Here is a 20,681-nt window from a genome sequence, read left to right as displayed (position 1 = left end):
TCGGACTCAGTCGACGCCCTGGGCCTCGTCCGCATCCTCGGCCCAGGAAACGGACGGACGCGGGGTCTTCTCGATCCACTTGTCCAGCGCCGTCACATGCTCGGCCTCTTCCTCGGCGAAGTCCTTGCCCAGGCGCTTGACCTCGTTGTCCGAGCTGTTGGCCGCCGCGTCGCGATAATATTCCATGCCGCGAATCTCGTTGTCGCGGGCATAGCGCAGCGCATGATACGGGGTCATCAGGTAGTGGATCTCGTCGTCGCCGCCCACTTCCGGCGGCGTCTTCCAGCGATACTGCCACGACATCAGCTTGGGCAGCTCCAAGGCGCGGGCGCGCTGCTTGATTTCGTCGCCGTGCAGGGTCGAGAACCGCGACATGTCGCGAAACACCGAAGCGGTTTCGAGGTTGTTGTGCGCCTCCATCATATCCGCCAATTCGAGATAGCGCTCGGCCGCCTCCTGTTCGAGTGCGATCGCGTGTGCCAGGAATTCTGCCAAGGTATAGCCCATCTGCGCCTCTTGCTTGCTTGTCCGGGTAGGAAAAAAGGGTAGTGGCGGAAGACTGAACCGTCAATCGCAATCCGGCATTCAAATACCGAATTGCGACCTTCTGGTCCACGGCCATTGTCTTCCCATATCCAGCATGAGGCAAGCCTGGAGGAGACCGAGCATGGGCAATCACACCTATAAGATCATCGAACTGGCGGGGAGTTCCGACAAATCCTATGAGGACGCCATCCGCAACGCCGTCGCCTGCGCCTCCAAGACGGTGCACAACCTGCGCTGGTTCGAGGTCACCGAGACCCGCGGCCATATCGACCAGGGTCAGGTGGCCCATTGGCAAGTGGTGCTGAAGGTGGGGTTCACCATCGATCCCGACTGATGGATGCCGGCCATCCCGCCGCAACCGGCCCGCCCCACCCGGGGTGGGCCTTTTTCATGGAAGACCGCCATGCCCGGTCTTGCCCCTGATCCCATCGCCGCCGATACCTATGTCCGCTTCGTTTGGGACCATCTGCGACGCGTCGAAGGCGGATTTATATCGGGTATTCCCACCCAGGGCACCGGTCTGGCCCTGGCGGTCAGGGGATGTGATGGCGGCTGGCCTCGGTCCGCTTCAATATCGGCCTGGGATGTCCCACCCCCAAGGCGATCCGAGCCCTGGCCGAAGGCAATCGCGCCCGTCTGCGGGCCAACCGAATCGCCCACTCAAATTGCGGAGATTGAACTTGCTGGGCATAACAACCCAATGAGATTGATTGGGTTGATAAATAGACTTAAAGATGTAATCTGACAATTGGTTGTAGATCTGGTTCGGCGTCAGGCGGTAGGAACAATGAAGAGAATAACGCGCAATGCGACAGCCCTTGTGGCTATGCTTGCCGTGTTGGGAGCATGCGGGACGCCCGGCCCGGGAATGCTGTTCGATGCGGCATCAAAGGAATACAAATCGCGGGAAACTGCTCAGCTTAATTCTAGAGTTTCAGCTTTCTTGTCGAAGAAATCATCAACTAATAGCCTTCGCGGAATTATCACATTTAACCAAGGTGTCGTAACGGGGTATCTTAGAAAATATATGATTATAATAAGTGGTAGGTCGGCAAGTCAGGAAGATATTAATTATATTAAAGATGAGCTGCCGACATTTCTAGAAATTGAACGTGATCGCTGTGAGTTTAAAATAGATATTGATTTCGTTAATGGCTGAGGCAGGCCTCCCAGGGAGAGTTTATCGTGGATCGATCTCCCTGGGATTTGCGGAATCAGAACTGTATTCAAGATGTCTCAGATTCGTTCCATCTGGATATTGATGGTCGGCGGATACTTGTTCATGGCGCCAGACGCTGCATCCACGCCGACGCCAATCACCCCACCAAACACGATATTACCCCAGGTCATGCCTTCAAGATTAGAAGTCGCGACCGCCGCGCCGTCACGGTAGCCCTCCTTCTTACAAACGATGCTGATATCATCTTTTGACTTCTCGACGCTCACCGACCCAGGAGCAACAACGAACCATGTCTTGCCAGAAGTTGACGTAAGACTGCATCTCGCAGCATCAACACCTGGGGTCATGACGGTGATCAGCTGATCGGTTCCCTGGGTAAGGGTCGAGCAACCAACAAGCATGATTGATGCGATAATTAATTGCAAACTGCGCATGATACTCCCCCAATTTCTTCAGACATGAACCATTATCAAGCGCATAAAATGCTGTCAACGGTTGTAAGTATGTAGCGAAGCTTTCGTTTCGTGGTGCTGAATCGTGTGAACGCGCGTTCTTGTGGTCTGGCTTTTCTGCTTTTTGACGATCCTCCCCCCCCCCCCCTCAGATACAGGAGCCTGGAATCATGGCCGGTTTTGAAGAAGCAATCCCTGCGGTTATTCAACTGACATCCGATGTTATCGATGCCCAGGCGCAGCAGTCGGCCGAGGATGAGCATGTCCTGGCAGTCAATAACCAGATCGTCCGCCGCAATCAGATGATCGCCGCCCAGCAGGACCGCCAGGCGCGGCAGCAGCGTGACCTGCTGGATAAGCAGCAGGCGTCCGCCCGGGCCCAAATGGGTGCCTGGGGTGTGGGCGGCGGCGGCGGTTCGGCCGACGCCATCCTGGAAGGCATGGCGCAGCGCAGCGCCGAGACCATTGCCGCCGATGATGCCCTGGCCCAGTTCAAGATGGAGCGCAATACCGCGCGTGCCGGGCAGGGAAGTGGTTCCAATCTACTGGATTCCGCCATGGGCAACGGCATGAAGGTGTTCCAGAGCTTCTTCGACGGCCCATGAAAAACGCCCCCGGATTTCTCCGGGGGCGTTGGTGTTCGATCTGGCGAATCGATCAGGCGGCCTGACCCCGCTTCTTCAGCAGTTCCAGGATTTCCGCCGCCGCCTTGGGGATATTGGTGCCGGGGCCATAGACCGCCGCCACGCCCGCCTTGTACAGGAAGTCGTAGTCCTGGGTCGGAATGACACCACCGGTCACCACCAGGATGTCGCCCGCGCCCTGGGCCTTCAGCTCGCCGATCAGGGCGGGGACCAGGGTCTTGTGACCGGCGGCCAGGGAGGAGGCGGCGACGATATGGACGTCGTTCTCCACCGCCTGGCGGGCGGCTTCCTCGGGGGTCTGGAACAGCGGCCCGATATCCACGTCGAAGCCGAGATCGGCGAAGGCGGTGGCGATGACCTTGGCGCCGCGATCATGGCCGTCCTGGCCCATCTTGCACACCAGCATGCGGGGGCGGCGGCCCTCGGCCTTGGCGAAGGCGTCGATATCGGCCTTCAGCTTGGCGAAGCCCTCGTCGCCCTGGTAGACGCCGCCATAGACGCCGGAAATGGTGCGGTTGACGGCGCGGTGACGGGTGAAGGTGGTTTCCAGCGCGTCGGAAATCTCACCCACCGTGGCCCGCGCCCTTGTGGCGTTGACTGCCAGCTCCAGCAGATTGCCCTGGCCCGACGCGGCGGCGTCGGCCAGCGCCTTGAGCGCCGCCTCGACCTTGGCGGTATCGCGGCTGGCCTTGATCTGCTTGAGGCGGGCGATCTGGGCTTCGCGCACCATGGCGTTGTCCACGTCGAGAATCTCGATGGGGGTCTCTTCCTTGGGCTGGTACTTGTTGACGCCCACCACCACTTCGTCACCCCGGTCGATGCGGGCCTGACGGCGGGCGGCGGCCTCCTCGATCTTCATCTTGGGCATGCCGGACTCGACCGCCTTGGTCATGCCGCCCAGCGCCTCGACTTCCTGAATCAGCTTCCAGGCTTCCTCGGCCAGCGAGGCGGTCAGGCTTTCCACGTAGTAGGACCCGGCCAGCGGATCGACCACATGGGTGATGCCGGTCTCTTCCTGGATGACCAGCTGGGTGTTGCGGGCGATGCGGGCCGAGAACGGGGTCGGCAGCGCGATGGCTTCATCCAGCGCATTGGTGTGCAGCGACTGGGTGCCGCCCAACACCGCCGCCATGGCTTCGATGGTGGTGCGGATGACGTTGTTGTAGGCGTCCTTTTCCGTCAGGGAGACGCCCGAGGTCTGGCAGTGGGTGCGCAGCGCCATGGAGGCGGGATTGGTCGGATTGAACTGCTTGATCATCCGCGCCCACAGCAGGCGCCCGGCGCGCAGCTTGGCCACTTCCATGAAGAAGTTCATGCCGATGGCCCAGAAGAAGGACAGCCGCCCGGCAAAGTCGTCGATCTTGAGGCCGCTGGCCAGGGCGGTGCGGACATATTCCAGTCCGTCGGCCAGGGTGAAGGCCAGTTCCTGCACCGCCGTCGCCCCGGCTTCCTGCATGTGGTAGCCGGAGATGGAGATGGAGTTGAACTTGGGCATGTTCCTGGAGGTGTAGGAGATGATGTCCGACACGATCCGCATGCTGGGCGCGGGCGGATAGATATAGGTGTTGCGGACCATGAACTCCTTCAGGATGTCGTTCTGGATGGTGCCCGACAGCTTGTCCTGGGAGACGCCCTGTTCCTCGGCGGCGACGATATAGCCCGCCAGCACCGGCAGCACCGCGCCGTTCATGGTCATGGAGACCGACATCTTGTCCAGCGGAATGCCGTCGAACAGGATCTTCATGTCCTCGACGGAATCGATGGCGACGCCGGCCTTGCCCACATCGCCGACCACCCGGGGATGATCGGAATCATAGCCGCGATGGGTGGCCAGGTCGAAGGCCACCGACAGGCCCTGGCCACCGGCGGCCAGATTGGCGCGATAGAACTTGTTGGATTCCTCGGCGGTGGAGAAGCCCGCATACTGGCGGATGGTCCAGGGCCGGAAGGAATACATGGTGGCGCGCGGGCCCCGCGTGAAGGGCGGGAAGCCGGGCAGCGAGCCCAGATGGTCGAGGCCTTCCAGATCGGCGGCGGTATAGAGCGGCTTCACCGTGATGCCTTCGGGGGTTTCCCAGGCCAGGGTGTCGGGCGAGGCGCCCTTCAGGTCCTTGGACGCCAGGGCATCCCAGTCGGCCAGGGTCTTCTTGGGGAAATCGCTCATGGTGTTGCTCCTTATTGCCCCTCAGTCGCCGGGCGGGCGCGTCCCGCGCCCTTGGCTCTCGCTCGCACGCGCTCGCGGGCGCTCAATGCGCCAGTCGCTGCGCTCCAGTTCTTTCACACCCTCGGTCGCCGGGCGGACCTTAAAACGCGCCGCGCATCAGATAGGAGGCGCCCAGCTCGTCCAGGCTCTTCAGTCCCGCCACCACCGGCCCCAGCGGCCGCACCAGCCCATCCTCAAGTCCATAGACCCAGGAATGGACCGCCAGCTTCTGGCCCCGGCTCCAGGCATCCTGCAGCACCGGAGACCGGCACAGGTTACGCACCTGCTGCATCACGTTCAACTCGCACAGCCGGTCGACCCGCGCCCCTTCGCTGGGCAGCATGTCCAATTCATGGCGATGACGTTCGCAAATATCCCGCACCGGGCGGATCCAGTGCTCGGTCACGCCCAGGCGGGTATCCTGCAGGGCCGCGCGCACGCCGGAACAGCCGTAATGGCCGCAGACGATGATATGCTTGACCTTGATGACATCGACGGCGAATTGCAGCACCGAGAGGCCGTTGAGGTCGGAGTGGCTGAACAGGTTGGCCACATTGCGGTGGACGAACAGTTCACCCGGCTCCAACCCCACGATCTCGTTGGCGGGCACGCGGGAATCGGCGCAGCCGATCCAAAGATAGGCCGGAGATTGCTGCTGGGCCAGATGGGCGAAGAAGCCCGGCTTCTCGCGCTCGACCCGTTCGGCCCAGGCGCGGTTGTTGTCCAGCAGGCGGTCGATCCCCGGCGCCTTCTTCATCCCCCGAACTCCACGATCTTCTGGTCCACCGCCAGCGAATCGCCAGCGGCGGCGTGGATCTTGGCGATCTTGGAGTCACGCTCGGCCTTGAGGATGTTTTCCATCTTCATGGCCTCGATGACGGCGATGGCTTCGCCCGCCTTGACCTCCTGGCCTTCCTCCACCAGCAGCTTGACCAGCAGACCCGGCATGGGCGACAGCAGGAACTTGCTCATATCCGGCGGCGCCTTGAACGGCATCAGCTTGTGCAGTTCGGCGGTGCGCCGGGTCAGGACCCAGACTTCCGCCTGGACGCCGGAATGGGACAGGCGGAACGACACGCCGGTGCGGTCCACCTGGACGCAGACGGCGCGGCCGTCCACATTGGCGCGGATCAGGGGATCGCCGATCTGCCAGTCGGTCTTGACCTCGATGGCCTCGCCGCCCACCACCACGGCATAGCCGCCGGTGGCCGGATGAACATCGACGTCATGATACTGGCCGCCCAGCAGCACCGTCCACTGGTCGGGGGCCTTCATCTCGTGGCCGGGGAACTGGCCCGAAATCTGGATATTACGCTCGACGATGCGCCGCTTCATGGCCGCCGCCACCGCGATCAGGGTGGTGGGGTCGTCGGCGGGCAGATCCTCGGAGGTGAAGCCGTTGGGATATTCCTCGGCGATGAAGTTGGTGGTCAGGTTGCCCTTGACGAAGCGTTCCTTGGAGAACAGCGAGGCCAGGAACGGAATGTTATGGGACAGGCCGCGGATATAGTACTCGTCCAGGGCCTGGCGCATATGGGCGATGGCGGCGTCGCGGGTGGGGCCATAGGTGATCAGCTTGGCGATCATGGGATCGTAGAACATGCTGATCTCGCCGCCTTCGTAGACGCCGGTATCGACGCGCACCTGATTGCTTTCCGCCGGTGGGGCGTAGCGGGTCAGGCGACCGGTCGAGGGCAGGAAGCCCCGGAAGGGGTCCTCGGCATAGACGCGGGCTTCCATGGACCAGCCGGTCAGCTTGACGTCGTCCTGGGTGATGGACAGCTTCTCGCCATAGGCGACGCGGATCATCTGTTCCACCAAGTCGAGGCCGGTGATCTTCTCGGTCACCGGATGCTCCACCTGCAGGCGGGTGTTCATCTCCAGGAAGTAGAACTCGCCGGTGGCGCCGCCGACGATGAATTCCACCGTGCCCGCCGACTTGTAGTTGACGATGCGGGCCAGGGCGCAGGCCTGCTCGCCCATGGCCTTGCGGGTCTCGGGGGTCAGGAAGGGCGAGGGCGCCTCTTCGATCACCTTCTGGTGGCGCCGCTGGATCGAGCATTCACGCTCGCCCAGATACAGCACCGTGCCCTGGCCATCGGCCAGCACCTGGATTTCGATGTGGCGGGGCTGTTCGATGAACTTTTCCACGAACACCCGGTCGTCGCCGAAGCTGGTCTTGGCCTCGTTGGTGGCGCTGGTGAAGCCCTCATGGGCCTCGGCGTCGTTCCAGGCCAGGCGCATGCCCTTGCCGCCGCCGCCGGCCGAAGCCTTCAGCATGACGGGATAGCCGATCTCGCGGGCGATCTTCACCGCCTCGTCGGCGTCCTTGATCACGCCGAGATAGCCCGGCACGGTGTTGACGCCCGCCTCGCGGGCCAGCTTCTTGGACTCGATCTTGTCGCCCATGGCGAAGATGGCGTGGGCGTCGGGGCCGATGAACTTGACCCCGGCCTTGGCCAGGGCTTCCTGGAACTCACGCTTTTCCGACAGGAAGCCGTAGCCGGGATGCACCGCCTCGGCGCCGGTCTGCTTGCAGGCGGCGACGATCTTGTCCACCACCAGATAGGACTGGGCCGAGGCCGCCGGACCGATATGCACGGCCTCGTCGGCCATGGAGACATGCAGGGCGTCCTTGTCGGCGTCGGAATAGACCGCCACCGTCTGGATGCCCATCTTGCGCGCGGTCTTGATGACCCGGCAGGCGATTTCGCCGCGGTTGGCGATCAGAATCTTCTTGAACATGTGATCGTCCCCCTCAGAGCGGAATGTTGCCGTGCTTGCGCCACGGATTCTTGACGTCCTTGTCCTTCAGCATGGCGAGCGAGCGGCAGATGCGCTTGCGCGTATTGCGCGGCATGATGACGTCGTCGATGAACCCGCGATGCCCGGCGATGAAGGGGTTGGCGAATTTCTGGCGGTATTCCTCGGTACGGGCGGCGATCTTGGCGGCATCGCCGATATCGCCGCGGAAGATGATCTCCACCGCGCCCTTGGGCCCCATCACCGCGATCTCGGCGGTGGGCCAGGCGAAGTTGACGTCGCCGCGCAGGTGCTTGGAGCTCATCACGTCATAGGCGCCGCCATAGGCCTTGCGGGTGATGACGGTGATCTTGGGCACGGTGCATTCGGCATAGGCATAGAGCAGCTTGGCGCCGTGCTTGATGATGCCGCCGTATTCCTGGGCGGTGCCGGGCAGGAAGCCGGGCACGTCGACGAAGGTCAGGATCGGAATGTTGAAGGAATCGCAGAAGCGCACGAAGCGGGCGCCCTTGATGGAAGACGCGATGTCGAGACAGCCCGCCAGCACCATGGGCTGGTTGGCGACGATGCCGACGGTGCGGCCTTCCATGCGGGCGAAGCCGACGATGATGTTGCCGGCATAGCCCGGCTGCACCTCGAAGAAGTCGCCCTCGTCCACGACCTTGGCGATCAGCTCCTTCATGTCGTAGGGCTTGTTGGCATTGTCGGGGATCAGGGTGTCCAGGCTGTGCTCCACCCGCTCGGGGCTGTCCGAGGTCGGCCGGAACGGCGGCTTCTCGCGGTTGGAGGCGGGCAGGAAGTCCATGAAGCGGCGCAGTTGCAGCAGCGCCTCGACGTCGTTCTGGAAGGCCAGGTCGCAGACGCCCGACTTGGTGGAATGGGTGATGGCGCCGCCCAGTTCCTCGGAGGTGACGCTCTCATGGGTCACCGTCTTGACCACGTCGGGGCCGGTGACGAACATGTAGGAGCTGTCCTTCACCATGAAGATGAAGTCGGTCATGGCCGGGGAATACACCGCGCCACCGGCGCAGGGGCCCATGATCATGGAAATCTGCGGCACCACGCCCGAGGCCATGACATTGCGCTGGAACACCTCGGCGTAACCGGCCAGGGAGGCGACGCCTTCCTGGATGCGGGCGCCGCCGGAATCGTTGAGGCCGATGACCGGGGCGCCGACCTGCACCGCCTTGTCCATGATCTTGCAGATCTTCTCGGCATGGGCTTCCGACAGCGAGCCGCCGAACACGGTGAAGTCCTGGGAGAACACGAAGACCAGGCGGCCGTTGATGGTGCCATAGCCGGTCACCACGCCGTCGCCGGGGGTCGCCTGCTCCGCCATGCCGAAGTCGTGGCAGCGGTGCTCGACGAACATGTCCCATTCCTCGAACGAGTCGGGATCGAGCAGCAGTTCGATGCGCTCGCGCGCGGTCAGCTTGCCCTTGGAGTGCTGCGCCGCGATGCGCTTCTCGCCGCCCCCAAGGCGGGCGCGATCCCGCTTCTCCTCAAGCTGGCGAATGATCTCATGCATCTCGATGTACCTCCGGCGGGAAGAGTAACAGGTCGATGCTGTCATATTCGCAAAGCGGGCCGCGAGGCAATACGAACGGTCAGGAAAAGGGCGGTGATGCGAAGCACTTCGCAACCTCGCATTGCGAATTTGCAAAGGTTGCGAAGGCGGGGTATAAGGCTGGCCCTATGAGCGCCCGCCCGGCGCTTGAGGGGCTTTGTTCATGACCAAGAAACTGTTCCTCGGCTATAAGCTGCGGCGCCTGCGCGAAGGCAAGAAGCTGTCCCAGGCGGCCCTGGCGGTGCTGCTGGAGGTGTCGCCCAGCTATCTCAATCAGATCGAGAACAACCAGCGGCCGCTGACGGTGCCGGTGCTGCTGCGCATCGCCAAGGTGCTGGACGTGGACCTCGCCACCCTGGTGGAGGACGAGGAATCCCGGCTGGTGGCTGATCTGCGCGAAGCCATGAACGACCCGGTGTTCGGTCTGGGCACCATCGGCCTGTCCGAGCTGAGGAATGCGGCCTCCGCCTCGCCCGAACTGGCCAAGCGGGTGCTGACCCTCTACCAAGCCTTCCGCCAGTTGGACGAGCGGCTGCAAAGCCTGACCGAGAACCTGTCCTCGGCCACCGGCGAGGAGCGGGCGGGCCATGCCCACTTCCCCTATGAGGAGGTCCGCGACTTCTTCTATTACTGCAATAACTATTTCGGCGGGCTGGACGAGGCCGCCGAGCAGTTGGTGGAGCGGGAAGGCTTCCGCCTGGGCCAGATGCACAACGACCTCGCCGCCTATCTGGAAAGCCGCCACGGCGTCCGGGTGCGGGTTAATGCCGACGACGACGGCGCGGGCATGCGGGCCTTCGATCCCGGCAGCGGCTCGCTGTCGCTGTCGGCGCTGCTGTCGGTGCCGTCGCGCACCTTCCAACTGGCGCATCAGGTGGCGCTGCTGGCCTATCACGATCTCATCGCCGAGGTGGTGGACGGTGCCAAGCTGTCTTCGGACGATGCCCGTTCCATCTGCCGGGTGGGCTTGGCCAATTACTTTGCCGGTGCCCTGGTGATGCCCTATGGGGCGTTCGCCGAACAGGCCCGGCTGCTGCGCCATGACGTGGAGCAACTGCAAAGCCGCTTCGGCGCCAGTTTCGAGCAGGTCTGTCATCGCCTGTCGACCCTGCAACGCCCCGGCGCCCGGGGGGTGCCGTTCTATTTCGTGCGGGTCGACATGGCGGGCAACATCACCAAGCGCCATTCCGCCACCCGTTTCCACTTCACCCGCTTCGGCGGCGCCTGCCCGCTGTGGAACATCCACGAAGCCTTCGCCCAGCCCGGCAAGATCCTGGTGCAGTTGGCGCGCATGCCCGATGGCATTTCCTATATCTGTCTGGCGCGGACCGCGTCGAAGCGCGGCGGCTCCTATCTGCGGCCCGATCGCCAGTTCGCCGTGGGGCTGGGCTGCGAAACCGCCTATGCCGACGAGGTGGTCTATTCCGCCGGTCTCGACCTCGCCCATGAACAGGCGGCGGTGCCCATCGGGGTCAATTGCCGCATCTGCGAGCGCGATGATTGCCGCCAGCGCGCCTTCCCTCCCATCGGCAGCCATATCAGCGTCGACGAGAACAACCGCAGCTTCGTGCCCTACTTGTTTTCGTGAGTCACAGCGATAGCTGATAGGTGAGGCTGGCCGTCGCCGCCAGGGGCGGGGCCTCGTCCTGCACCGCCCATTCGCCGTACAGATCGCCCGTGCGCTCGAGGGCGAAATCCACCTGACGCCGCAGCGAGGCCATGGAGATGGGCTTGCGCAGGAAACCGGACACCCCCAGGGCCCGCGCCTGGGCCACCAGGGTCTCGCCCGCGTCGTCGCTGAGGAAGATCACCGGGGCGACGCGGACCAGATGCTTTTTCTCGGCCAGCAGGGTCTGCATGAAGACGATGCCGTCCACCGGCTTCATCTCGGGAACGCAGATCACCACATGCGGCCAGTGGGTGGCATAGGCTTCCAGGCCCGAGGCGCCATCGGCGGCCTCGGCGACCTTGCGAATGCCCATGGCGCGCAGCAGTCTCACCGTGGTCATTCGCGAGAAGTGCTTGTCGTCTATGACGAGGGCTCTGATGTCGGCGTAGAGCATGGCCTGATGTCCTGAAGGGTTACAGTCATGAAGCCACAGTGAACGACTTCACACAACTGGACAGAAGGATTAGATAATACTGTTTTAATATTGTTTGCGTAAAATTGTATGGAAATTTTAGGCGTTTTTATTGTGCAATGTCGGCCAATAATGCATTTGTCATCCCGACGGCCCTTGGGCGGAGATCCCTCGCATGCGCTCGGGATGACAGGAAGGAACGGGAGTCCAAATAAAAAGCCTCCCCCATGCCGGGCATGGGGGAGGCTGAAAGAAACGTCCCGATCTCAGGTGTGCAGCGGACGCCCGTCCACCGCCAGGGCGGCTTCCTTGACCGCTTCGCCCAGGCCGGGATGGGAATGGCAGGTCCGGGCGATGTCCTCGGCCGCGGCGCCGAATTCCATGGCCAGCACCACTTCCGCCAGCAGATCGCCGGCATTGGGGCCGACGATATGGGCGCCCAACACCTTGTCGGTGGTGGCGTCGGCCAGAATCTTGACGAAGCCGTCGGTCTCGTTCATGGAGCGGGCGCGGCCATTGGCGGTGAAGGGGAACTTGCCCGCCTTGTAGGCGATGCCTTCGGCCTTCAACTGCTCCTCGGTCTTGCCCACCGAGGCCACTTCCGGCCAGGTATAGACCACCGCCGGAATGACGTCGTAATTCACATGGCCGTGCTGACCGGCCAGGATTTCCGCCAGGGCCACACCCTCTTCCTCGGCCTTGTGGGCCAGCATGGCGCCGCCGACCACGTCGCCGATGGCATAGATTCCGGGCACATTGGTCTTGAAATGGCCGTCGATCTGGACAAAGCCGCGCTTGTCCAGGGCGACGCCGACCTTGTCCAGGCCCAGGCCATCGGTATAGGGCTTGCGGCCGATGGCCACCAGGACGCAATCGGCCTCGATGGTCTCGGCCTTGCCGCCAGCGGCGGGCTCGACGGAGACGGTGGCCTTCTTGCCCTTCTTGTCGATGCCGGTGACCTTGGTGCCCAGCTTGAACTCCATGCCCTGCTTGGCGAGGATGCGCTGCATCTGCTTGGACACTTCGCCGTCGTTGAACGGCAGGATGCGGTCCAGGTATTCCACCACGGTGATCTTGGTGCCCAGGCGGCCCCAGACCGTGGCCAGTTCCAGGCCGATGACGCCGCCGCCGATCACCACCAGATGCTTCGGCACCTTGGGCAGCGCCAGGGCGCCGGTGGAGGAGACGATGACCTCCTCGTCGATGGTGACGCCGGGCAGCGGCGTGACGTCGGAGCCGGTGGCGATGACGATATGCTTGGCGGTCAGGGTCTTGGCGTCCTTGCCGGTGACCTTGACCTGGCCGGGGGCGGTGATCTCGCCCGCGCCGACGATATAGGTCACCTTGTTCTTCTTGAACAGGAACTCGATGCCCTTGGTGTTGTCGGACACCACCTTGTCCTTGTGGCCCATCATGGCCCCGAGGTCGAGCTCGACCTTGCCCACCTTGACGCCGAAGGCGGCCAGCTCGTGACCGGCGGCGTGGAAGTGGTGCGAGGCCGACAGCAGCGCCTTGGACGGAATGCAGCCCACATTGAGGCAGGTGCCGCCGAGCGTGCCGCGCTTTTCCACGCAGGCAGTCTTCAGGCCCAACTGGGCGGCGCGGATGGCGGCGACATAGCCGCCGGGGCCACCGCCGATGATGACGACGTCGAAAGTGTTCTCGGACATTGTTTCGTCCTCAATCTAGCCCCCTCCCTCGCCGGAGGCGGGGGAGGGATGGGGAGGGGGCCGCGCGGAACGCGCGGAAAGGTGTCCGGCGGCGGGGACGGACGCCCCCACCCCGACCCTCCCCCGCCTGGGCGGGGGAGGGAGGGAGACGAACTACATCTCCAGCAGGATGCGCTGCGGGTCCTCGATGCACTCCTTGACGCGCACCAGGAAGGAGACCGCCTCGCGGCCGTCGATGATGCGGTGGTCATAGGACAGCGCCAGATACATCATCGGGCGCGCCTTGATGGAGCCGTCGGGCATGACCATGGGGCGCTGCTGCACCTTGTGCATCCCCAGGATGCCGGACTGCGGCGTGTTGAGGATGGGGGTGCTCATCAGCGAGCCATAGACGCCGCCATTGGAGATGGTGAAGGTGCCACCCATGAGGTCTTCCATGGACAGTTTGCCGTCCCTCGCCTTCTTGCCCAGATTGGCGATGCCCTGCTCGACCCCGGCGAAGGACAACTGGTCGGCGCCGCGCAGCACCGGCACCACCAGACCCTGGGGGGTGCCCACGGCGACGCCGATGTCGTAGTACTTCTTGTAGACCAGGTCCTCGCCGTCGATCTCGGCATTGACGGCGGGCCAATCCTTCAGGGCGGCCACCGAAGCCTTCACGAAGAAGGACATGAAGCCCAGCTTGGTGCCGTGCTTCTTCTCGAACTGGTCCTTGTACTGGTTGCGCAGATCAAACAGCGCGGTCATGTCCACCTCGTTGAAGGTGGTCAGCATGGCGGCGGTGTTCTGGGCCTCCTTCAGGCGCCCGGCGATGGTCTTGCGCAGGCGGGTCATGCGGACGCGCTCTTCCAGGTCGGCCTTGGCGCGCGGGCCGGACGGGGCCTTCGGCGCGGGGGCCGGGGCAGGAGCGGCGGCGGCGGCCAGCACGTCGCCCTTGGTGACGCGTCCGTCCTTGCCGGTTCCAGCGATGGCGGCGGTGTCGACACCGGCATCGGCGGCAATCTTCTTGGCCGACGGCATCACCGCCGGGGCCTCGGCCGCCTTGGCGGGAGCCGGGGCGGCAGCCACCGGAGCGGCAGCGGCGGCGGCGGGCTTGGCGGCGACGGCGGCACCGGCGGCGCCGAGCAGACCCAGCAGGGCGCCGACCTCGACGGTGGACCCCACGGCGGCGGTGATCTCGGTCAGGGTCCCGGCGGCGGGAGCGTTGACCTCGACCGTGACCTTGTCGGTCTCCAGCTCAACCAGCGGCTCGTCGGCGCGCACGGCATCGCCCACGGCCTTGAACCACTTGGCGATGGTCGCCTCGGTGACGGATTCGCCCAGGGTGGGCACCTTGATTTCGATGGACATAGTGGCGTTTCCTTTTTCTGGGCCTAGGCGTGCAGGCTGGACAGCTTGGTGGCACGGCGGAAGGGCTGCGGCAGGTCCTTGATATTGCCGGCCAAAGCCATGTCCACGATCCATTCCTGCTCGGCGACGTGGGTCTTGTAGAGTCCGGTGGCCGGAGAGGCGGCGGCGCGCCGGCCGCAATAGGCCGCCCGGGTCGCCTCGATCTCCAGCTCTTCGCAAATGAACTCGATGCGGCGGTCGACGAAGGTCCACGGCCCCATATTGGCGGGCTCTTCCTGGACCCACACCACCTCGGCATGGGGATAGCGGGCCAGCTGGGCCTTCACCGCGTCCTTGGGCCAGGGATAGAGCTGTTCCACCCGGACGATGGCCACGTCCTTGATGCCGCGCTTGGTGCGTTCCTCCAGCAGGTCGTAATAGACCTTGCCCGAGCACAGCAGCACGCGCCGCACCTTCGGTCCGGCCACCAGCTTCTCGGTCTCCTCCAGCACGCGCATGAAGCGGGTGCCGGTCATCATCTGGTCCAAGCGCGAGACGCACAGCTTGTGACGCAGCAGCGACTTCGGCGTCATGATGATCAGAGGCTTGCGGTAGTTGCGGCGCAACTGGCGACGCAGCGCATGGAAGTAGTTGGCCGGGGTCGAGATGTTGCAGACCAGCCAGTTGTCCTCGGCGGAAAGCTGGAGATAGCGTTCCCAGCGGGCCGAGGAATGCTCCGGTCCCTGGCCTTCATAGCCATGGGGCAGCAGCATCACCAGACCCGACATGCGCAGCCACTTGGACTCGCCCGAATTGATGAACTGGTCGATGATCACCTGGGCGCCGTTGGCGAAGTCGCCGAACTGGCCTTCCCAGATCACCAGCGAGTTGGGCTCGGCCTGGGAATAGCCGTATTCGAAGCCCAGCACCGCCTCTTCCGACAGCGGGCTGTCGATGACCTCGAAATGGGCCTGGCCCTCGCGGATATGGTTCAGGGGCTCGATGCGGCTTTCATTTTCCTGGTCGGTCAGGCGGCAGTGACGCTGCGAGAAGGTGCCGCGGCCGCAATCCTGACCGGACAGGCGCACCGAATTACCTTCCAGCAGCAAGGTGCCGAAGGCCAGGGCTTCCGCCGTGGCCCAGTCGATGCCTTGCCCGGAATCCACCATCTCCTTCTTGGCCTGGAGCTGGCGCAACACCTTCTTGTTGATGTTGAAGTCGGCCGGAACCTTGGCCAGGGCATAGCCCACTTCCTTCAACGCCTCGGCGGCGACGCCGGTCTTGTCCTCGCGGAACTCCTCCTCGCCCGCCAACTGCACCAGACCCTGCCACTTGCCCTCAAGCCAGTCGGCCTTGTTGACCTTGAAGCTCTTGGCGGCCTGGAACTCGGCTTCCAGCTTGGCCTGGAACTCGGCATAGATGGTGTCGGCCTGGTCCTTGGTCAGGGTGCCCTCGGCCACCAGCTTGTCGGAATAGATGGCCCGGGTGGTGGGGTGGCTGGCGATCTTGCGATACATCAGCGGCTGGGTGAAGGCCGGCTCGTCGGATTCGTTATGGCCGTGGCGGCGATAGCAGATCATGTCGAGCACCACGTCGCTCTTGAACTCCTGACGGAATTCGGCGGCGATGCGGGCGACGTGGACTACGGCTTCCGGGTCGTCGGCATTGACGTGGAACACCGGGGCCTGCGGCCCCTTGGCGATGTCCGACGAATAGGGGCCGGAGCGCGAATACTGCGGCGCGGTGGTGAAGCCGATCTGGTTGTTGATGATGATGTGGATGGTGCCGCCGGTGGCATAGCCGTGCAGCTGGGACAGCAGCAGGGTTTCCGGCACCACGCCCTGACCGGCGAAGGCGGCGTCGCCGTGCAGGATGATGCCCATCACCTTGGAGCGATCGGTGTCGTTCTTCTGGGTCTGCTTGGCGCGGACCTTGCCGACCACCACCGGGCCGACCACTTCCAGATGCGACGGGTTGGGCATCAGCGACAGATGCACCACCTGGCCGTCGAAATCACGGTCGGCGGAAGTGCCCAGGTGATACTTGACGTCGCCCGAGCCCTGGACGTCTTCCGGATTGGCGGCATTGCCCTGGAATTCCGAGAAGATGGCCTGATAGGGCTTCTTCATGAAATTGGCCAGGATGTTGAGGCGGCCGCGATGGGCCATGCCCATCACCACTTCCTCGAGGCCCAGCTGGCTGCCGCGCTTCAGGATCTGCTCCAGCGCCGGGACCACGGTCTCGCCGCCTTCCAGGCCGAAGCGCTTGGTGCCGGTATACTTGACCTGCAGGAAGCGCTCGAAGCCCTCGGCCTCGGTCAGGCGCTCAAGAATGGCCTGCTTGCCACGCGGGGTGAAGTCGGTGCGGTTCTGGATGGATTCGATGCGCTTCTGGATCCAGGCCTTCTGGTCGGGATACTGGATGTGCATGAACTCCACGCCGATGGAGCCGCAATAGGTCTCCTGGACGATGCGGATGATGTCGCGCAGCTTGGCGGTTTCCAGGCCGAGGACGTGGTCGATGAAAATCTCGCGGTCCAGGTCGGCGTCGGTGAAGCCGTAGGTGCGGTAATCCAGCTCCGGATGGGGCTCGATCTTGGCCAGGCCCAGGGGGTCCAGGGTGGCCTGCAGATGGCCGCGCACGCGGTAGGAGCGGATCAGCATCAGGGCGCGGATGGAATCCAGCTGGGCCTGACGGATCTCGGCGGCGGACGGAGCGGCGGCGGCGGGCTTGCCCCCCTTCTTGGCCGCGGCCGCGGCGGCGGCGGCGGCTTCGGGGTCCACGGCGCCGATGATCTTGAGGTCGCGTTTGGCCGAGGGAGTGCCCTTGAAGTCCTGCGCCAGGGCGGTGCCCTCGTCCTTAAGCTCCTGGAAGAATTCCACCCAGGATGCGTCGACGGAGGACGGATCATCGAGATAGCGGGCATAAAGCTCCGCGATGAAGACGGCATTGCCGCCGGACAGGAATGACGGTTCGTCGAACTGCTTTGTCATGGTGGCGTTGACGCGAGTTCTTGCCCGCGTCCCTTTCTTGAGGGGCCGCAACGGCGCCGCCGGGCGCCGCGACTAAGGACGGCGCAAACATCTTTCGCAATTCCCCCCCTGATGGGGATCGGTCCGACGCCCCCGGCGGTGCGTCGGACCGACTTTTCTTATTTTTAGATCTCGCCCTTCAGCAGCTTCACCATGGTCGAGCCCAGCGAGGCGGGCGAATCGGCCACGGCGATGCCGGCGGACTTCAGGGCTTCCACCTTGAAGTCGGCGGTATCGTTACCACCGGAAATCACCGCGCCGGCATGGCCCATGCGGCGACCGGGAGGAGCGGTGCGACCGGCGATGAAGCCGACGGTCGGCTTCTTCACCTTGGAGCGCTTCAGCAGCTCGGCGCCCTGGACCTCGGCGTCGCCGCCGATTTCGCCGATCATGATGATCGCCTGGGTCTCGGGGTCGGCCAGGAAGAGCTCCAGGCTGTCGACGAAGTTGGTGCCGTTGATGGGGTCACCGCCGATGCCGATGCAGGTGGTCTGGCCGAGACCGGTAGCGGTGGTCTGGGCGACCGCCTCATAGGTCAGGGTGCCGGACCGCGACACGATGCCGATCTTGCCGCGCTGGTGGATGTGACCGGGCATGATGCCGATCTTGCACTCACCGGGGGTGATGACGCCCGGGCAGTTCGGCCCGATCAGGCGGGTCTTGGAACCGATCAGGGCGCGCTTGACCGCCAGCATGTCGGCCACCGGAATACCTTCGGTGATGCAGACGGCCAGCTCGATCTCGGCGTCGATGGCTTCCAGGATGGCGTCGGCGGCGAAGGGCGGCGGCACATAGATCACCGAGGCGTTGCAGCCGGTCTTGGCCTTGGCCTCGGCGACGGTGTTGAACACCGGCAGGTCGAGGTGGGTGGTGCCGCCCTTACCGGGGGTGACGCCGCCGACCATCTTGGTGCCGTAGGCGATCGCCTGCTCGGAGTGGAAGGTGCCCTGGGCGCCGGTGAAGCCCTGGCAGATCACCTTCGTATTGGAATTAACGAGAACGGCCATTTTTATGCAGCCTCCTTCACGGCCTTGACCACCTTCTCGGCGGCGTCGGCAAGGTTGTCGGCCGCGATGATCGGCAGGCCAGATTGAGCCATGATCTTCTTGCCCAGTTCCACATTGGTGCCTTCGAGGCGAACCACCAGCGGAACGTTCAAGGACACTTCGCGGGCAGCGGCGACAACGCCTTCGGCGATGACGTCGCAACGCATGATGCCACCGAAGATGTTGACCAGGATGCCTTCGACATTGGGGTCGGACAGGATCAGCTTGAACGCGGTGGTGACGCGCTCCTTGGTGGCGCCGCCGCCGACATCCAGGAAGTTGGCGGGCTCGGCGCCGTACAGCTTGATGATGTCCATGGTGGCCATGGCGAGACCGGCACCGTTGACCATGCAGCCGATCTGGCCGTCCAGCTTGATGTAGTTCAGGCTGTGGCGGGCGGCTTCGAGCTCGGCAGGGTCTTCTTCCGACTCGTCACGCAGCTCTTCGATGTCCTTGTGACGGAACAGCGCGTTGTCGTCGAAGTTCACCTTGGCGTCCAGCGCGATCAGCTGATCGTCGCCGGTGACCACCAGCGGGTTGATCTCGATGATGGAACCGTCCAGGTCCATGAAGGCCTTGTAGAGGCCGGCCAGGAACTTCACGGCGGTGTTGACCTGCTTGCCTTCCAGGCCCAGGCCGAAGGCGATCTGGCGGCCGTGGTACTGCTGGAAGCCTTCCACCGGATCGATGGCGACCTTCAGGATCTTTTCCGGGTGGCTGTGGGCCACTTCCTCGATCTCCATGCCGCCCTCGGTGGAGGCGATGATGGTGACCTTGGAGGTGGCGCGGTCGATCAGCAGCGACAGATACAGTTCGCGACGGATGTCGCAGCCCTGCTCGATGTACAGGCGCTTCACTTCCTTGCCCGCCGGGCCGGTCTGCTTGGTCACCAGGACCTTGCCCAGCATGGCGTCGGCATTGGCGCCCACTTCTTCCACCGACTTGACGACGCGGACGCCGCCCTTGCCGTTGGGGTCATTGGCGAAGCGACCGGCGCCACGGCCACCGGCATGGATCTGCGACTTGACGACCCACACCGGGCCGCCCAGGTCCTTGGCCACCTGAATGGCCTCGGCGGGGGTGTAGGCGACGCCGCCCTTCAGCACCGCCACGCCGTACTTGGCCAGCAGCTGCTTGGCCTGGTATTCATGAATGTTCATGGGACTTGATTCCCCTTTCGCTGTGAACTAGCCCATCAGGCCCTTGGCGACCTTCACCAGGCCACGGACGGCATCGGCGGACTTGTTGAATTCGGCCTGCTCGGCGGCATTCAGCTCGATCTCGACAATGCGCTCGACACCGCCTTCGCCGATCACCACCGGCACGCCGACGAACACGTCGTCGGGCTGGCCGTAGGTGCCGCCCTTGACCAGGGTGGCGACGGGCAGGACGCGCTTCTTGTCCTTCAGGAAGGCTTCGGCCATCTGGACGCCCGAGGCGGCCGGGGCATAGTAGGCCGAGCCGGTCTTCAGCAGGTTAACGATCTCGGCGCCGCCGTCACGGGTGCGCTGCACGATCTTGTCCAGCTTCTCCTGGGTGGTCCAGCCCATCTTGACCAGGTCGGGCAGCGGGATGCCGGCCACGGTGGAGTAGCGCACCAGCGGCACCATGGTGTCGCCATGGCCGCCCAGCACGAAGGCGGTGACGTCCTCGACCGACACGTTGAACTCTTCACAGAGGAAGGTGCGGAAGCGGGCGGAATCCAGCACGCCGGCCATGCCGACGATCATGTTGGCGGGCACGCCCGAATAGTGCTGCAGCGCCCAGACCATCACGTCCAGCGGGTTGGTGATGCAGATCACGAAGGCGCCGGGGCAGTTTTCCTTGATGCCCTGGCCGACGGCGGCCATGACCTTGAGGTTGATGCCGACCAGGTCGTCGCGGCTCATGCCCGGCTTGCGCGGCACGCCGGCGGTGACGATGACCACGTCGGCACCCTTGATGGCCGAATAGTCGTTGGCGCCGGAATAGCGGGCGTCCACGCCCTCGACCGGAGTGGACTCGAGGATGTCGAGACCCTTGCCCTGGGGGATACCCTCGGCGATGTCGAACATGACGACATCACCCAGTTCCTTGAGGCCGATCAGGTGGGCGAGAGTGCCGCCAATATTGCCGGACCCTACGAGAGCGATCTTCTTGCGTGCCATGGATGGGTTCCCTCGAACGTG

General features: G+C 63.9%; 17 protein-coding genes. 4 read left to right on the top strand and 13 right to left on the bottom strand.

Going from position 1 to position 20,681, the window contains the following annotated elements:
• Nucleotides 1-6: 6 nt before the first annotated feature.
• Nucleotides 7-507: a ferritin-like domain-containing protein gene (locus tag A6A04_RS10045; protein WP_068492432.1), complete on the bottom strand. Its 501-nt coding sequence runs from the start codon at nucleotides 505-507 to the stop codon at nucleotides 7-9.
• 160 nt (nucleotides 508-667) lie between these two features.
• Between A6A04_RS10045 and A6A04_RS10040 the strand changes: the two genes are divergently transcribed.
• Together A6A04_RS10040 and A6A04_RS22310 are read left to right on the top strand one after the other, a co-directional pair.
• Nucleotides 668-880 (top strand): dodecin, encoded by a 213-nt coding sequence (locus A6A04_RS10040; RefSeq protein WP_068492430.1) that lies wholly within the window; start codon nucleotides 668-670, stop codon nucleotides 878-880.
• Between the two features lie 453 nt (nucleotides 881-1,333).
• Complete coding sequence (locus A6A04_RS22310; protein WP_156612552.1) at nucleotides 1,334-1,705, top strand: hypothetical protein; 372 nt, start codon at nucleotides 1,334-1,336, stop codon at nucleotides 1,703-1,705.
• A 77-nt stretch (nucleotides 1,706-1,782) separates the two neighbouring features.
• Here A6A04_RS22310 and A6A04_RS10035 read toward each other — a convergent pair whose 3' ends face one another.
• Entirely contained in the window at nucleotides 1,783-2,160 is a 378-nt protein-coding gene (locus A6A04_RS10035; RefSeq protein WP_068492428.1) for a hypothetical protein, read from the bottom strand.
• Between the two features lie 188 nt (nucleotides 2,161-2,348).
• On the opposite strand from A6A04_RS10035, the gene A6A04_RS10030 reads away from it, so the two are divergent.
• Nucleotides 2,349-2,783: a hypothetical protein gene (locus tag A6A04_RS10030; RefSeq protein ID WP_068492426.1), complete on the top strand. Its 435-nt coding sequence runs from the start codon at nucleotides 2,349-2,351 to the stop codon at nucleotides 2,781-2,783.
• Nucleotides 2,784-2,835: 52 nt separating this feature from the next.
• Here A6A04_RS10030 and scpA read toward each other — a convergent pair whose 3' ends face one another.
• From scpA to A6A04_RS10010, 4 genes are all read right to left on the bottom strand, one after another.
• Nucleotides 2,836-4,986 (bottom strand): methylmalonyl-CoA mutase, encoded by a 2,151-nt coding sequence (scpA, locus tag A6A04_RS10025; RefSeq protein WP_068492424.1) that lies wholly within the window; start codon nucleotides 4,984-4,986, stop codon nucleotides 2,836-2,838.
• 139 nt (nucleotides 4,987-5,125) lie between these two features.
• On the bottom strand, nucleotides 5,126-5,782 hold the full coding sequence (can, locus tag A6A04_RS10020; protein ID WP_068492420.1) for a carbonate dehydratase: 657 nt from the start codon (nucleotides 5,780-5,782) through the stop codon (nucleotides 5,126-5,128).
• The gene (locus tag A6A04_RS10015) at nucleotides 5,779-7,770 is read right to left on the bottom strand and encodes an acetyl-CoA carboxylase biotin carboxylase subunit (RefSeq protein ID WP_068492419.1); all 1,992 of its coding nucleotides are present in this window, start codon (nucleotides 7,768-7,770) and stop codon (nucleotides 5,779-5,781) included. The genes can and A6A04_RS10015 overlap by 4 nt, the downstream gene beginning before the upstream one ends.
• Before the next feature lie 13 nt (nucleotides 7,771-7,783).
• A complete protein-coding gene (locus A6A04_RS10010; RefSeq protein ID WP_068492416.1) occupies nucleotides 7,784-9,316 on the bottom strand; it encodes an acyl-CoA carboxylase subunit beta in 1,533 nt (510 codons plus the stop codon).
• Nucleotides 9,317-9,518: 202 nt separating this feature from the next.
• On the opposite strand from A6A04_RS10010, the gene A6A04_RS10005 reads away from it, so the two are divergent.
• Entirely contained in the window at nucleotides 9,519-10,943 is a 1,425-nt protein-coding gene (locus A6A04_RS10005) for a helix-turn-helix domain-containing protein (RefSeq protein ID WP_068492857.1), read from the top strand.
• Between the two features lies 1 nt (nucleotide 10,944).
• On the opposite strand, the gene A6A04_RS10000 is transcribed toward A6A04_RS10005, so the two are convergent.
• The 7 genes from A6A04_RS10000 to mdh form a co-directional block, all read right to left on the bottom strand.
• Nucleotides 10,945-11,418: a response regulator gene (locus A6A04_RS10000; protein ID WP_068492414.1), complete on the bottom strand. Its 474-nt coding sequence runs from the start codon at nucleotides 11,416-11,418 to the stop codon at nucleotides 10,945-10,947.
• A 284-nt stretch (nucleotides 11,419-11,702) separates the two neighbouring features.
• Nucleotides 11,703-13,106, bottom strand: coding sequence for a dihydrolipoyl dehydrogenase (lpdA, locus tag A6A04_RS09995; protein WP_068492412.1), 1,404 nt, complete (start codon nucleotides 13,104-13,106; stop codon nucleotides 11,703-11,705).
• A gap of 153 nt (nucleotides 13,107-13,259) precedes the next feature.
• Nucleotides 13,260-14,456: a 2-oxoglutarate dehydrogenase complex dihydrolipoyllysine-residue succinyltransferase gene (gene odhB, locus A6A04_RS09990; RefSeq protein WP_068492410.1), complete on the bottom strand. Its 1,197-nt coding sequence runs from the start codon at nucleotides 14,454-14,456 to the stop codon at nucleotides 13,260-13,262.
• A gap of 23 nt (nucleotides 14,457-14,479) precedes the next feature.
• Nucleotides 14,480-17,428, bottom strand: coding sequence for a 2-oxoglutarate dehydrogenase E1 component (locus A6A04_RS09985; RefSeq protein WP_068492409.1), 2,949 nt, complete (start codon nucleotides 17,426-17,428; stop codon nucleotides 14,480-14,482).
• A gap of 164 nt (nucleotides 17,429-17,592) precedes the next feature.
• A complete protein-coding gene (sucD, locus tag A6A04_RS09980; protein ID WP_068492407.1) occupies nucleotides 17,593-18,474 on the bottom strand; it encodes a succinate--CoA ligase subunit alpha in 882 nt (293 codons plus the stop codon).
• A 2-nt stretch (nucleotides 18,475-18,476) separates the two neighbouring features.
• Nucleotides 18,477-19,673, bottom strand: coding sequence for an ADP-forming succinate--CoA ligase subunit beta (gene sucC / locus A6A04_RS09975; RefSeq protein WP_068492404.1), 1,197 nt, complete (start codon nucleotides 19,671-19,673; stop codon nucleotides 18,477-18,479).
• 27 nt (nucleotides 19,674-19,700) lie between these two features.
• Nucleotides 19,701-20,660, bottom strand: coding sequence for a malate dehydrogenase (mdh, locus tag A6A04_RS09970; RefSeq protein ID WP_068492402.1), 960 nt, complete (start codon nucleotides 20,658-20,660; stop codon nucleotides 19,701-19,703).
• Nucleotides 20,661-20,681: the final 21 nt, after the last annotated feature.

The organism is Paramagnetospirillum marisnigri, from assembly GCF_001650715.1.
GTDB lineage: Bacteria > Pseudomonadota > Alphaproteobacteria > Rhodospirillales > Magnetospirillaceae > Phaeospirillum > Phaeospirillum marisnigri.
The sequence above is the reverse complement of the archived record's forward strand: the minus strand, read 5'-3'. Positions and strand labels throughout refer to the sequence as shown.

Bases quoted from the DNA above. Each gene is read 5' to 3' on its own strand.
- A6A04_RS10015 (WP_068492419.1), bottom strand. From the start codon at position 7,770: ATGTTCAAGAAGATTCTGATCGCCAACCGCGGCGAAATCGCCTGCCGG.
- A6A04_RS10045 (WP_068492432.1), bottom strand. From the start codon at position 507: ATGGGCTATACCTTGGCAGAATTCCTGGCACACGCGATCGCACTCGAA.
- mdh (WP_068492402.1), bottom strand. From the start codon at position 20,660: ATGGCACGCAAGAAGATCGCTCTCGTAGGGTCCGGCAATATTGGCGGC.
- can (WP_068492420.1), bottom strand. From the start codon at position 5,782: ATGAAGAAGGCGCCGGGGATCGACCGCCTGCTGGACAACAACCGCGCC.
- A6A04_RS10040 (WP_068492430.1), top strand. From the start codon at position 668: ATGGGCAATCACACCTATAAGATCATCGAACTGGCGGGGAGTTCCGAC.
- A6A04_RS10030 (WP_068492426.1), top strand. From the start codon at position 2,349: ATGGCCGGTTTTGAAGAAGCAATCCCTGCGGTTATTCAACTGACATCC.
- A6A04_RS10000 (WP_068492414.1), bottom strand. From the start codon at position 11,418: ATGCTCTACGCCGACATCAGAGCCCTCGTCATAGACGACAAGCACTTC.
- A6A04_RS10010 (WP_068492416.1), bottom strand. From the start codon at position 9,316: ATGCATGAGATCATTCGCCAGCTTGAGGAGAAGCGGGATCGCGCCCGC.
- odhB (WP_068492410.1), bottom strand. From the start codon at position 14,456: ATGTCCATCGAAATCAAGGTGCCCACCCTGGGCGAATCCGTCACCGAG.
- scpA (WP_068492424.1), bottom strand. From the start codon at position 4,986: ATGAGCGATTTCCCCAAGAAGACCCTGGCCGACTGGGATGCCCTGGCG.
- sucC (WP_068492404.1), bottom strand. From the start codon at position 19,673: ATGAACATTCATGAATACCAGGCCAAGCAGCTGCTGGCCAAGTACGGC.
- A6A04_RS22310 (WP_156612552.1), top strand. From the start codon at position 1,334: ATGAAGAGAATAACGCGCAATGCGACAGCCCTTGTGGCTATGCTTGCC.
- A6A04_RS10035 (WP_068492428.1), bottom strand. From the start codon at position 2,160: ATGCGCAGTTTGCAATTAATTATCGCATCAATCATGCTTGTTGGTTGC.
- lpdA (WP_068492412.1), bottom strand. From the start codon at position 13,106: ATGTCCGAGAACACTTTCGACGTCGTCATCATCGGCGGTGGCCCCGGC.
- sucD (WP_068492407.1), bottom strand. From the start codon at position 18,474: ATGGCCGTTCTCGTTAATTCCAATACGAAGGTGATCTGCCAGGGCTTC.
- A6A04_RS09985 (WP_068492409.1), bottom strand. From the start codon at position 17,428: ATGACAAAGCAGTTCGACGAACCGTCATTCCTGTCCGGCGGCAATGCC.
- A6A04_RS10005 (WP_068492857.1), top strand. From the start codon at position 9,519: ATGACCAAGAAACTGTTCCTCGGCTATAAGCTGCGGCGCCTGCGCGAA.